Source organism: Microseira sp. BLCC-F43 (genome assembly GCF_041929235.1).
GTDB lineage: Bacteria > Cyanobacteriota > Cyanobacteriia > Cyanobacteriales > Aerosakkonemataceae > Microseira.
On the sequence record NZ_JBHFNP010000140.1, the window covers coordinates 23809 to 37449 of the forward strand.

The 13641-nt window shown below is 45.8% G+C and carries 12 protein-coding genes; 6 read left to right on the plus strand and 6 right to left on the minus strand.

All coding sequences use genetic code 11. The annotated features are described in order from the left end of the window. Nucleotides 1-17 precede the first annotated feature (17 nt). The 4 genes from ACE1CM_RS19750 to secD form a co-directional block, all read right to left on the minus strand. The gene (locus tag ACE1CM_RS19750; RefSeq protein WP_374879573.1) at nt 18-218 is read right to left on the minus strand and encodes a hypothetical protein; all 201 of its coding nucleotides are present in this window, start codon (nt 216-218) and stop codon (nt 18-20) included. A gap of 144 nt (nt 219-362) precedes the next feature. Beyond that, a complete protein-coding gene (locus ACE1CM_RS19755; protein ID WP_374879575.1) occupies nt 363-821 on the minus strand; it encodes a hypothetical protein in 459 nt (152 codons plus the stop codon). A 20-nt stretch (nt 822-841) separates the two neighbouring features. After that, a complete protein-coding gene (secF, locus tag ACE1CM_RS19760) occupies nt 842-1807 on the minus strand; it encodes a protein translocase subunit SecF (protein WP_374879577.1) in 966 nt (321 codons plus the stop codon). After that, entirely contained in the window at nt 1807-3219 is a 1413-nt protein-coding gene (secD, locus tag ACE1CM_RS19765; RefSeq protein ID WP_374879579.1) for a protein translocase subunit SecD, read from the minus strand. The genes secF and secD overlap by 1 nt, the downstream gene beginning before the upstream one ends. Before the next feature lie 25 nt (nt 3220-3244). Here secD and ACE1CM_RS19770 point away from each other — a divergent pair, with 25 nt between their 5' ends. Continuing rightward, a complete protein-coding gene (locus ACE1CM_RS19770; RefSeq protein ID WP_374879580.1) occupies nt 3245-3391 on the plus strand; it encodes a hypothetical protein in 147 nt (48 codons plus the stop codon). Nucleotides 3392-3448: 57 nt separating this feature from the next. Here ACE1CM_RS19770 and ACE1CM_RS19775 read toward each other — a convergent pair whose 3' ends face one another. Next, nucleotides 3449-4432: an alpha-ketoacid dehydrogenase subunit beta gene (locus ACE1CM_RS19775; protein ID WP_374879582.1), complete on the minus strand. Its 984-nt coding sequence runs from the start codon at nt 4430-4432 to the stop codon at nt 3449-3451. Between the two features lie 672 nt (nt 4433-5104). On the opposite strand from ACE1CM_RS19775, the gene ACE1CM_RS19780 reads away from it, so the two are divergent. Next, complete coding sequence (locus ACE1CM_RS19780) at nt 5105-5404, plus strand: DUF29 family protein (protein ID WP_374879584.1); 300 nt, start codon at nt 5105-5107, stop codon at nt 5402-5404. A gap of 273 nt (nt 5405-5677) precedes the next feature. Further along, nucleotides 5678-6193, plus strand: coding sequence for a methyltransferase family protein (locus ACE1CM_RS19785; protein ID WP_374879585.1), 516 nt, complete (start codon nt 5678-5680; stop codon nt 6191-6193). Nucleotides 6194-6307: 114 nt separating this feature from the next. Here the strand turns inward: ACE1CM_RS19785 and ACE1CM_RS19790 are convergent, their stop codons facing one another. Then, nucleotides 6308-8566, minus strand: a complete 2259-nt coding sequence (locus tag ACE1CM_RS19790; protein ID WP_374879587.1) for an NACHT domain-containing protein — start codon at nt 8564-8566, stop codon at nt 6308-6310. A 180-nt stretch (nt 8567-8746) separates the two neighbouring features. Here ACE1CM_RS19790 and ACE1CM_RS19795 point away from each other — a divergent pair, with 180 nt between their 5' ends. From ACE1CM_RS19795 to sbcC, 3 genes are all read left to right on the plus strand, one after another. Next, the gene (locus ACE1CM_RS19795; RefSeq protein WP_374879589.1) at nt 8747-9097 is read left to right on the plus strand and encodes a hypothetical protein; all 351 of its coding nucleotides are present in this window, start codon (nt 8747-8749) and stop codon (nt 9095-9097) included. Then, nucleotides 9090-9758 (plus strand): hypothetical protein, encoded by a 669-nt coding sequence (locus ACE1CM_RS19800; RefSeq protein ID WP_374879591.1) that lies wholly within the window; start codon nt 9090-9092, stop codon nt 9756-9758. The genes ACE1CM_RS19795 and ACE1CM_RS19800 overlap by 8 nt, the downstream gene beginning before the upstream one ends. A 586-nt stretch (nt 9759-10344) precedes the next feature. Then, the gene (sbcC, locus tag ACE1CM_RS19805) at nt 10345-13359 is read left to right on the plus strand and encodes an exonuclease subunit SbcC (protein WP_374879593.1); all 3015 of its coding nucleotides are present in this window, start codon (nt 10345-10347) and stop codon (nt 13357-13359) included. Nucleotides 13360-13641: the final 282 nt, after the last annotated feature.

The window sequence follows — 13641 nt, forward strand, 5'->3', positions numbered from 1 at the left end:
ACAAAATATACTATTGCTTACCCATGAGCTGTCGGCGGATGTAAAACCTCAAGCAGAGCATCTGCTAATATTACAGCTTCTTTTGCCCGTTCGTGAGGACTGGCGGAAGCGCTGGTTGCAAGCAAAGCTATTGCTGCGATATATTCTCTTTTTGTTAGCCCTTTTTCGAGCATTGAAGGTTCTACAGGATGGGCGGCACGTTCTGCTTGAATGGTCATTTTTTTACTTCCTTTTTAACTCCAAAAATTATCTAAATAGCGCCATTTGCTATTTATAAACTTGGGTATTGCTAATTGCTAATTCCTAATTTAACATTTTTCTTGCTATTAGCCATTAACCATTATATCCAAGCAGAGAGATAACTACTGACAAACCCATTTCCAAAGCGGATGACTCGCACCCTGCTGGCGAATGCGGCGGACTTGTTGTTCCAAACGCTTTTGCTCTTCGTGGGACATGCCCCAGAGAATATTGCGACTTTGCCAAACTAAAACAGCAGTTGTCATGCCGATACATAAACCAAGACCGAGGGTTGGTAGTCTATTGTAGGCCAAGCCGTAACGCAGGGCGGCCCAAGTAAAGTGTTGCCGCCATAATACAATTTCTGCACGCAAACCCCACAGACTCAAACAACCAATGCTCAACCAAAGCAGCGCGACCACCAACCATCTGGCGTAGATTGTCAGCTGGTATAGCTTTCGCACTTGATGTTTGAAATGAGGGTCGTTTACAGCAGCAAAAATTGACGATGAAGTATCAATTGATTTTGATTTTTCCTCGTCGTTGCTGTTTTTTAATTTATCGTCTCGACGCCTTGCCATCGACACCTGCCTTTTGCCTGTTAGACTTCATCGGAAGGTTTGGGTTCTGGGGTGGAAATAGCAATCGATTCACCGTTCCTTTCTCGCCACCAAGCTAGTAAAGTACTGGCGATAAAAATACTCGAATAAGCACCTGTGGTGAAGCCAATAATTAAAGCGAGGGCGAAATATTTGAGGGTTTCTCCGCCAAATAGAAAGATGCTGAACAAAGTTAGCAGCGTGGTCAAGGTGGTGTTGATCGATCTGGTCAAAGTTTGATTGACCGCATCATCTACAATATCTGCGATCGCGCGATTTGGATTTAGCTTCAATGTCTCGCGCACGCGGTCGTAAATTACCACGGTATCGTTGACCGAGAACCCGATAATGGTCAGCAACGCCACGATAAATAAACTATCAACTTCAGCGCCCAATACTAAGCCCAAAATTGCGAAAACACCCACCGTTAGCCAAACATCGTGGAATAGGGCAACCAGTGCAAAAAAGGCGTAGTCTAACTTGAACCGCATACTGAGATAAACGGTAATCCCAGCAAAGGAAATCAGTAAGGCTAATAAACCGCCAGTGAGCAACTGCTGTCCAATTGTAGGGCCAACGGTATCGATTTGAGTTTTTGTGGCATCGAAAGTGCCGATTTTTTCTTGCAACGCGGCTTGGAGCTTGGTACGCTGCTCCACATCTATATATTTTGTCCGCAGGGACAGCGCTTGCCTGTCTGGTCCGGCGACTTGGATGCTATTGTTGCCTAAACCTAGCTGATCCAATACTTGACGGACTGGGGTGGGGTCAATTGGTTGAGTGCAATTATTGGGGATAGAACAATCCCGTGCGAATTGTAAGCGCGTACCGCCGATGAAATCGACACCTGGACGCAGGGGTGCGCCAATTTGCTGCCAGGAAATCAGCATCGCGACGAGTCCGATCAATAGAATAGCGGCAGAAAGAATCCACCAAAGCGATCGTTGTTGATTAACTGCTAACTTCATTACTTAACCACCTCAAGCTTCGGCGCATACAAATGGGGTTTCCGCAGTTGGGGAATGCCGATCGCCAACATCAACAAAGTCCGACTGCAAGTAATTGCCGTAAACATACTCACTCCCACGCCAATTGCTAGGGTCAGGGCAAACCCTTTCACCAACCCCGTCCCCAACCAAAACAACGCCGCACAGGCGATCCAAGTTGTGACGTTACTATCCAGAATGCTGGAAAAGGCGCGATAAAAACCCGACTCGACGGCGCGATATAAACTTTTACCTGCCTGCAATTCTTCCCGCGTCCGTTCAAAAATCAGCACGTTAGCATCTACCGCCATACCGATACTGAGGATAAACCCGGCAATTCCCGGTAGGGTTAAGGTAACCGGAACGATGGCGTAGACTGCCAAGTTGAGGATGGTGTAGATAATCAGGGAGATGTTGGCAATAATTCCGGGTAGCCTGTAGTAGACCCCCATAAAGACCAAGACTAAAATCAGACCGCCAATCCCGGCGTAGATACTACGCTGGACGCTATCCCGTCCCAAAGTTGCACCGACTGTGCGGTTTTCTACCACTTCTACAGGAAAAGGTAGCGCCCCACCTTTCAACTGAACTGCCAGTTCAAACGCTTGTTTAGAAGTAAAGCGCCCTTCAATGCGCGCCCTGCCGCCGGTAATGCCTGTCTGAGCAAATTCTTCGCCGACGATGGGGCTGCTAATCAGTTTATTGTCTAGGAAAATACCGATACTGCGCTTAGTTCCGGCGAGGTTTTTGGTGAGTTGGGCGAATAAGTCTGCCCCAGTTTGATCGAATTCAAACGCCACATTCCAATTATCTGAACCTGTCGTGGCGGGTTCTGGGAAGGCATTGATCAGGTTTTTGCCGGTGAGTCCGGTGGTTTCAAACAGTTGTTGGGTTAGTTGGGCGATTTGCTGTTCTTTTTGTTGAATTGCCGCTTTATTGGCAGCGATTGCCGCAGCATCTCCAGCTTTTTCTAATTCTGCTTGCTTTTGGCGCAACTGTTGCAGTTCTATCTGTCTGACTTGTTGTTGCGCGCCAATCTCCGGTTTGTTTGCTTCCTGGCGGAATTCCAGCTGCGCCGTCCCGCCTAAAATGCGCTCAGCTTCGGCGGGGTCTTTGGTTCCAGGTAATTGTACCGATAGTTGATTATTCCCGACTTTTTGCACAACTGCTTCCGATACGCCCAAACCGTTGACTCGATTTTCGATCACCTTTTGTAGGGCGTCGAGTTCTTCTGGTTGAATTTGTCTGCCTTGGTCAGACTGCTTGACCTGCAAAGTAATTTCCGATCCGCCTTGCAAGTCTAAACCCAACTTAAGGGGAAATTGAGCGATCGCTACACTAGACGCAATCAGCAACACCAAAATCAGAGCCAACAAGGAACGCTGTTTTCCCATACAACAACCCGCCGCGACAAATGATATGATATATCGTTTTGTGTGCGATCGCTTCATTCCCCAGGCAGGGAGAGGGGGAGAGGGGGAGAGGGGGAGATGGGGAGATGGGGAGATGGGGAGATGGGGAGATGGGGGGATGGGGGGATGGGGAGATGGGGAGAATATAGATTAAAATTTTCCTCTGCCTCCCCGCCGTCGTGCCCCTTTGCTCCTCTGCTGCTGAGCCCCTTTAAACTCGCAGCGCTACCATTTTTTGTACCGCTTCGACAATTTGCTCTGGTTGTACGATGGTGAGGCGTTCTAACATGCCGTTGTACGGGGTGGGGATATCTTGGGAAGATAGGCGCAACACGGGGGCGTCGAGTTCGTCGAATAAGCGATCGGTAATCGAAGCACTTAATTCTGCTGCAATCCCGCCGGATTTCATGCATTCTTCCACAATAATCGCCCGGTGAGTTTTGCGAATCGAATCGCCGATGGTTTCCATATCCAAAGGTTTGAGCGAGATTAAATCAATCACCTCTGGGTCAAACCCTTCTTTTTCTAGAGTTTTCACCGCCTGCATCACGTGGTGGCGCATCCGCGAGTAGGTGAGAATCGTGACATCTTTCCCTTGGCGCACGACTTCTGCTTTATCTAAAGGCAGCAGGTACTCTTTTTCTGGCAGGTTTTCTTTTAAGTTATAAAGCAGGACATGTTCAAAGAACAGAACCGGGTTATCGTCGCGAATCGCCGATTTTAACAGCCCTTTGGCATTGTAAGGCGTCGAACAGGCGACAATTTTGATACCGGGAACCGCTTGGAAATAAGCTTCTAGGCGCTGCGAGTGTTCTGCACCCAACTGGCGTCCAACGCCACCGGGACCGCGAATCACCATGGGAATTTTGAAATTACCGCCGGAAGTATAGCGCAGCATCCCAGCATTGTTGGAAATTTGGTTAAATGCCAGAAGTAAAAAGCCCATATTCATGCCTTCTACAATCGGGCGCAATCCCGTCATTGCCGCACCTACAGCCATCCCCGTAAAGCTATTTTCAGCGATCGGGGTGTCTAATAGCCGCAGTTCGCCATATTTCTTGTAGAGATCTTTTGTCACTTTGTAGGAACCGCCGTAGTGTCCCACGTCTTCGCCAAGGACGAATACTGTAGCGTCGCGTGCCATTTCTTCATCAATAGCTTCGCGTAATGCATTGAAAAAAAGAGTTTCTGCCATCGGACGGGTTGAAGGAATTTTTAGGGTCAGACTGCGATTTTAACCTGTTGCCGAGTTGCGTTCAAATCTCAATTTGACATCCAATCAGTAGGGGCACGGCAGCCCAATAGTTTGCCCCAGTCCAAATTTTACATCTGCCGTGCCCGTACCGCCGACAGAAAATCCAGGCAGCCAAAATCCGCATCTGCGGGTTTGGTTTTTTCGCTGTAATTTTAATCACCTACTACCCTTGACAAAGTTCTTGGCTTGCGTTAAAGATGCCCTTCATCCAAACCCGAATCACTGGGTAAGTACACCTGGTATTGATCATGACTAGCGCACTTGCAAATCCTCCGTTCAAAAACTCGGCAAAAACTCTGGCGCTACGAGTGCTGGGGCGGGAATTTTAACAGGATTTCAAAGGGTTTAAAACTTTGAAAATAGTCAATTTAGGAATAACTTTGCCGGGTTTGACGGGGCAGTTTTTACCGGGTATTGGAGTAACAGTACCTTTGTAAATAGCGTCTTTGATCGCAACGAAGGAACGGCGGCAAGAAGCGAACGGGGTGGGGGTGCGATCGCTGGCGATACCGATTAGAGAAGTCGCGTATCTTGGTGTTATGTTTATTTATACCCACCAACTAAGGTCGAGTTTTTGTAAAATCATAATATGCCGAATTTGTCAATCAATTTATGACTCAAGAACTGATCGACCTCAGAAATAGTATCTTGGAGGCACGTTATACAGACGCTTTGGCAATTGTAGATGAGCTAGAAGGAATGAGCAGACAAGCGATACTGCGTCAGATCCAATCCTTTTTACTCAGGTTATTGCTGCAGTTGATTAAAAATCAAGTTGAGCAGCGGTTAACCAATTCTTGGGCAGCTTCAATTTCCGATTCAATTCGGCAAATAAAAAAACTAAATTTACAAGATAATAAAACGGCTTACTATGTAAAAATAGAAGAATGGGAGGCGATGATTGAAGAATAATTTGAAGCGGCAATTGATGCAGCTAGCGCCGAAGTTCGGGAGGGTATTTATAATCCTTTTGAACTTTTAGAGATAGTAGATAAAATCCAGGTTAGCGAAAATGCTCGAAAATTATTGGTTTTGACTTACGAGCATTCAAATAAGGATTTACCAGCTATTGTGAAGGAAAATATAGCTCAGTTACCGGGTGGGGAAGAGTGGAAGGATGGTAGGCAAAAATAATTTTTTTACCGCAGAGACGCAGAGGACGCAGAGAGAAGAGTGGAAAGAGTTATGAAGCTGTTGAATGAATGGGGTTTTAGTCGTGAAGGTTTGCGGAATAATCAGCATGGGGAATATTGGGTACTTGTGCAGGGTTTGTTGCTAATCGGTTTTGTTTTGTTGCCGGTTTATCGATTTGTTGGGTTTGGGATTAAGTCGCCGGAGTTGTTGTATTTGAGTTGGGGTGTTGTCGGAGGGTTAGCGATCTTTTCTTCTGTCCTCATTTTCAAAGGATTGTGGGATTTGGGACGCAGTTTAACTCCGTTACCTTATCCTAGAGAAGATGGACAATTGGTGCAGTCGGGTGTTTATAGCATCGTGCGCCATCCGCTTTACAGTGGGGGGATTTTAGCGGCATTAAGTTGGTCAATTTTTCAATTGAGTTTATCTCATTTGATTGGTACGATCGTTTTGTTTGCTTTTTTTAATGCTAAGGCAAGTCAAGAAGAAGTTTGGTTGAGCGAAAAGTATCCGGATTATTTAGAGTATCGCGAAAGAGTGAAAAAGCTGATTCCTTGGGTGTATTGAATCTGGGTTGCGGCGGACAAGTTGAGATCGGACAGGCAGGATGCCTATCCCACAAGAAAGAAAAAAATATGCTTGTGGGGTGGGGGTCCCGCCTGCCCACATCCGCTACAAAATCTATTGCCGATGTTTCTCTATCTCTGTAATGGGTAACAATAAGGTATCTTCTATTTCTTGTCGCACTTCGCGGCTGACATAACAATCGCTATTCAGACAATCTATTAGCAACTTATTGGCATCGTAATACTGTTTCAGTACTTCTATCTGCTGCTTACTGAACTGCCAATCGTGACCGATATTTCGGTACTGGATCGTTACGGCTCTCAATTGCTCCTTCCAAGCTTCGCCATTAGTTTTCCACCATTTTTCTCTATCCCCATCTGGGTCAGGTTGTTTGTCTTTAAGTTGTTTTAGTGCTTGTGCTAGATCGGGATCAAGGTCAAAGTCAAAGCCGAGGTCATGGGCAAGGGTAGGATCGACGACAAGTGTGGGGGCAAGGACAAAGGCATGGTCAAGGATGAGGTCAAAGCCATGAGCAGGGTCAAGCTCCTCAAGAACATGGTTAAGGTTAGGATCGAGCGCAGAGGCAAGATTAGGGACAAGGTTAGGGGCAAAAGCGTAGGGAAGAGCATGGGCAAAATAAAAAGCGCGAACCGCAACTGGTTTGTAAGTAACCTGAACTTTCAAAGATTTTTGCATTACCCATATCAGGAACTGCTGGAACTTCTCGTCAAAATCTATGAGCGCATCAACCTGCTGTTTCATTAACAGCAACAAACGGTCTGCACTTGGTGACATCCCAACCGCTAACAAAAAGACTTCCCTCCAACGTTTCTCAGTGACGTGGTTTACCAGATGTTGCAATCTTTCTTCTAAAGGCTGTGTCCCAAAAACAATTTCCCTGGCAGTGAAATACTCGTGAAATGTTAGATGGGAAAACGAGTAAATTCCTTTAGCTCTTTCCACCAAAATTCCGTGCTGTGCCTCAATTGAACGCAAAACTACCTCGGCATCTAGTTGTAATACTTCAGGGTCAGTATTGGCGTCAGGTAAATTACGGATGTATTCTGCGATGTATTGTTCCACTACTTTCTGCTTAAAGAAATAGTCACACTGCTCAAAGGTAGTCAAGGCTATTTTACTGAGTAAATCTTCCTTCCGCTGCAAGGACAGCTTTTTGTAAACTTGATCGCGATATATTCCACGCTTGGCATCCCATTTTTTCAGCAGTGTATCCAATCCTTCTTTGTATAGTTCAGACCTATTCGTTGGAAAATCTCCTGACTCTTCAAATACCAAACATAGCAAGGTCAACAAAAGCGGGTTTGTGGCAATTTCTTTAATTCTTATGCGTTCTTCAATGCTTTTAATAAATTTATTATATTCTCCCGGCTTACCCTTGAACCAGTGAGTTGCAAAAACGGCAATTTGTAGCTGGTCAAAATCAGATATTTCCACTTCTGTAAATTTTTCAAAAGTATATTCCCTAGCAGCGATGCGACAGGTAATAACAAATCTATTTTGACTAAAATTATCAGAAAAATCGCGAATTTCCTTTAAGACGCGACTACTGTCCTCTTCTTTAACTTCATCCAATCCATCGAGTAAAATCATCGTTCTGCCTTGGTTGCATAAGTTAGCGAGTTCTGTAGCTGTCACTCCAGACCCAGAGAATAGCTGACTAATATATTCGAGTAAGCCTTGTTTCTGTGTGGCCTCAGAAAAGTCTTTAAGGGTGACAAAAATCGGCACGAGATCGGCATGAAAATCACCCTCTATGCACTGAATCGCTAAATACTTTAAAAATGTGGTTTTACCTGCACCTGGCTTGCCCAATATCGTTAGTTTGGCATATTTCTCGACGGCTGCCAATCCCGACACTCGTTGTTCAGTTATTCTCCCCAGTCCAAAGCGTTCAAAATTATCAAAGTTAGACTCTTGCAGTAATTCAGTAATCTCTTTGCGCCTACGTCCAGTTATTTTTTCTAGAATATTGACGTTAGTGTAGATATCATTTAACCCAATGGGATGAGTCATATCCAGCACGCGCATTGTACCGCAGCGTTCTTTGATGCTGGGTTTAATCTTTTGACGTACCTCTTGCACCAGAGCATCGAGATCAATGCTATTGTTCTGATTCTGTTGCGATGGCTCTTTTTCTATATGGGAAACTTCTTTCCAGTTTAGTCCCAACTTCTGACTAATTTCGACAAAATTCAGAAAACTAACGGGTTTACCGTTGAGGTAGTTGTTAACAGTGGACTTAGCGACTCCTAACTCCATAGCAAAGGCATTATAGCTGGGAAAGCCATGACGCCTGAGAGCCTGCTTAACTTTCTGAATATATTCCGGGGCAACCTTGATTGACCGAGGCATAGCTCAATCAGCAATTTTTCTAGGATATCTCAGTCTATACTCAGTATAGCTCAGTATGATTTCAGTCTGTATTTCAGTGCGGGAACAGTGACAATGGAATGGTATATTCCGGTATACCGGAAAATTAAATCAGCACTACTCCTCTAGTTGTCTGGCCCCAAAAGGGAACAATAGTGACTTATGGCAACCATAAAGGAAGCATTAATTCAACAGTTGAATTTACCCGTAACCTTTGACGCCAAGGGTAAACCTGTCACCCTACTAGACTTTGTTAAGGGTGTTCCTTCTTTATCGCAGTCAAGTTTAACCTACAGTCAGCGCGCTAAACTCACAGCAGAAAGGATAAGACGCGAACCAGAAGCGGAAATTGCGACGATTGGCTCAGGGATGATAAATAAAGAGCGTGCAATTGCCGAGATCGAGGCACAATCACCAATTGGAGAAGTTTTGGTTGAGGCTGAACAACGATTAATTAATCGGCTGATTAAAGAAGCAGAAAGCGGTCGTTTGAAAGAAATAATCCATGAGTGATAAGCCTCAACGTCGAAGTCGTAACGTTCAAATAGAAGCGGTTGTAGTAGCAATTGATTCTAACCACGATCCAGCTACTACAGCCGCTTTTAATTACCGTCAACAGAAGGTATACCCGTATCTAGAGGAAAAAGGCTTTGTTATTGAGCGTTGCCAAGGGAAATTAGCTCGCCGGATCTATGTGGCATCAGCAGCAAGGCAGCCTAACGTAGAGTATTTGACAGGGGTTGGACATGGCAACTATGACACCTTTACTCGAGACTACAACAACCCAATTTTTACCGTAGGAAACTACAGCCCAGAAGAATGCAAAGATAAGATCGTTCATTTTTTATCCTGCCAAACAGCAGCAATACTCGGAGTTGATTTTGTAAAACATGACTGTCGTGCTTTCTTTGGCTACGACATAGATTTTGTTTTTACTACTAAAACTGCTGATGTATTTTTTGAATGTGATTCAGAAATTGATCGCGCTTTTGCTGAGGGTTTGACTGCTGAAGAAGTTTACGCTCGCGTTTATACTCTCTACACTAACCGTGCTGAAGAAAGTTTCGAGCAAGGCGACTTCGATACGTTTAAGTTTCTTGAGATCGATCGCGATCATCTTTGTGCGCCTTCTGTAGATAAGCGCTGGGGCAAGTCTGAAGCAAAACTTGAGTAACAAGCCTTTGTACTGGCGTCAGGTTATATCATGTCCCTTCGCTTTGGTTGTGTATAGTAGGGGCGGGTTTTACGAGAGATATTTGCTACCAACGCAAAGGTTAAATAAACCCTTCCTTTGGTTACGCTACCGATGCCACCGGACATGATATTACAGGTTATTTCTCTGTTGGCTCTCCGGTACTTAGAGCGATCGATTTCACGCTCGAAAAATATATACAATCAAAGCGAAAAGACTTCATATCACTCAGCTTTGCTCAAGTCAGCCCCAGCAGACGCAAGGGGAGCATAATATCTCTTATATCATGTCCGGTGATATCGGTAACGTCAGCAAAGGAAGGGTTTATAGAGATATATCGTGGTTCCACTTAATTGTTGGTAAAACCCGCCCCTACAACATCAAAAATTAAACACTACCATTGCTACCGGACATGATATTACCCCCCTCTCCTCCCAGGAGAGGGGATGGGGGAGAGGTTTCTATCGGGAACATTTCCGGAAATTTCCCGCTCTTTTCTCTGGAAAGACTAGGCAAAAGTGCATCTGTACTGGTATTTCTTATAAATAGAGCGTGGCGCTAAATCTCAATGATTCCACAACAGCTAACCCTGAAAAACTTCCTCAGCTATCGGAAAGCAACCCTAGATTTTAGCGGTTTGCACACTGCTTGTATTTGCGGTTCCAATGGCGCTGGTAAATCTTCTCTGCTGGAAGCTATCACCTGGGTAATCTGGGGTGAATGTCGCGCCGCGAGTGAAGAAGATGTCATCCATGCAGGCGCCGATGAGGTCCAAGTTGATTTTATTTTCCACTATCAAGATGCCACTTACCGGGTGATTCGCACTCGCACTCGCGGCGGTAGCAGCGTACTCGAGTTTCAAGTCAAAACTCCGTCAGGGTTTAAGGTGTTGACGGAACGCGGGGTGCGCTCGACTCAACAGTTAATCATAGAACATTTAAAGCTGGACTACGATACGTTTATCAATTCTGCTTATCTGCGTCAGGGAAGGGCAGATGAGTTTATGCTCAAGAAACCCAATGAGCGTAAGCAAATTTTGGCAGACTTGCTGAAACTAGATCAATATGAAACTCTGGCGGAACAAGCGAAGGATATGTCCCGCGAGTTCAAAGTCAGGGCGGATGCGATCGAAAGGGATTTGGAATCGATTAAAATTCAGTTGCAACAACGGGATGCGATCGCTCTCCAATCTCGTGAGGTTGAAGCGAATGTCGCCGCGATGCAGCAATCCCAATTACACCATAGGGAACGCCTGCAACAGTTGCAAGCTATCCAGCATCAGCGCCAAACTTGGGAACAGCAATTAACTTGGCATCGGCAACAGTATCAGAATTTGGCACAAGATTGCGATCGCTTGCAACACGACTTAGCTTCCACTCAAGCACAGCAGCAACAACTCGCATCTCTCCTACAACAGGAAGAGGAAATCGCCGCCGGATATGCTTATTTCCAAAACTTACAATCCCAGGAAGAAGCTACGAGTAGCAAATTACACGCCCACCAAACCGCGCAAGAACAGCGACGCCAGGTAGAACAACAGCAAGTTAAAGCAATCAACGAGTTAAATTTACAACTGCGGCAGGTAGAAGCGCAACTGGAAGAACTCCGAAAACAAGAGAAAGAGAACCAAAAAATCTTAGGCGAATCTGCCGAAGTTGAAGCAGCGCTGGCACAATTGCAACAAGCGAGGACAAAACTGGCTCAAATGGACAAGTTGCAATTGCAAGTTTCGCCTTTATTGCAGCAGCGACAGCAATTGCAAACGCAACGCGATCGCGTCCACGCCAGATTAAGTGCCAAATTAGAAGAAATTCAGACTTCCGCTTCCCAACTGCAAGCGCAACAGCAACGCCAACCGAAATTGCAACAAGCGGTGATGGAAGTTAGCGTCCAAATTGAAGAATTGGAGAAAATGCGGGTTTATCAGCAGCGAGTGCAAGAAAAAGGACTCGAAAGGCGCAATTTTTTAGAACGCCTCCAGGAAAATCAGCGGGAATGTCAAAATCAATTGGCGGAAATTTCCCAGAAACTGCAAATGCTGCAAACGCCAGATGCAGTTTGTCCGTTATGCGATCGCCCCCTCGACGAACATCACTGGAGTCACGTCGTCCATAAAACCGAAGCGCAGCAAAAGGAAATTCAAGACCAATTTTGGGTAGTGCGCGAGCAATTAGCGGTTTCCGAGCGAGAAATTCAGGTTTTAAGGCAGGAATACAAGCAAGTTGCCCAACAATTGGCGAGATATGATTCATTAAGAGAGCAAAAAGGACAATTGCAAGCGCAATTGGCAGCGACGGACGATGTGCAAGATCGACTGCGACAAATGGCGCAAGAAGCACAACAACTTGAACGCGCCCTTGCTACCGGCGAATACGCCACCGAGGTACAGCAAGAATTATGGCAGTTGGATCGACACCTGCAACAACTCAATTACGATGAGAAAAACCACGCCCTCGCGCGCAACGAAGTCGAAAGGTGGCGTTGGGCAGAAATTAAACAAGCGCAAATAAAAGATGCCCAGCGGCGACAAGCGCAATTCGCAGCAAGGCAACCCGAATTAGTAGCCAAAATCGAAACTATTCAACGTCAAATCGAGCATTTACGCACAGATTCGGAATTCTCCCGCCAAATTGCCCACCTCGATCGTCAAATTGCCGAAATTGGATACGACGCCAAACAATACAACACCCTCAAAGCATCTTTGCGTCAAGCTCAATCTTGGCAGTTGCGCTATCAGGAATTGCAACAAGCGCAGCAGCAATATCCGCTAATAAGTCGGCGAATTCAGGAGTTGGCGCAAGTTTTAGAGGTGCGATCGCATGACCTGCAATCCCTTGGAACACAAATTGACGCAATTGTCAAGCAATTACAAACCATCCCCGATCCCACCGGGGAAATTCAAGCATTGGAAGGGCAAATCTCCCGCAGGCGCATCGAACTCGACGAACGATTGGCACAACTCGGACGCCTGCAACAACAACAGCAGCAATTAGAAACCCTTAACGCAAGGCACGGGGAACTCAGTAACCAGATTGCGGAGTGTAAAAAGAAACATAAAATTTACGAGGAATTAAGTAAAGCCTTTGGCAAGAACGGCATCCAAACTTTAATGATTGAAAACGTTTTGCCGCAGTTGGAAGCCGAGACGAATTCGATTCTATCTAGGCTGAGCGGTAACCAATTACACGTGCAATTTGTCACCCAAAAAGCCGGGAAAACCAAAAGATCCTCAAAATTAATCGATACCCTGGATATTTTAATCGCCGACGCGCGGGGTACTCGTCCTTACGAGACATATTCTGGGGGAGAAGCATTTCGGATTAACTTCGCGATTCGCCTCGCGTTGGCGAGATTGTTAGCGCAGCGGGCGGGGACGGCTTTACAAATGTTAATAGTGGATGAAGGATTTGGGACGCAGGATCAGGAAGGATGCGATCGCTTGATAGCGGCGATCAATGCGATCGCTTCCGACTTCGCCTGCATCCTCACCGTCACCCACATGCCATACTTCAAAGAAGCCTTCCAAGCCAGGATCGAAGTCGTCAAAACGCAAAATGGATCGCAAATCAGTTTATCGATGTGAAGTACCTACACTTCCCTTCGAGTAAGTGTAGGCTTCCCGTCTCATCCGCTGTTGCCTCATTAAACCCGTGTTTAATTTGGTGTTACACAGCGTCTCTAGTCTTGCGACCTTGATCTCCTCAAGGGAGAACCCGGGCAGCCACCCGCCAACCGACTGGCAGTTTAATTGTTCTACGATACGCGCACCTTGGATTTACGGCGATAACCGACCAGCAGGGCTTACGTTTTCCCCGATCTCTGATGTTGCGCACGTCTTGTCTGACTACTTTGAAGTTAGCCTTTC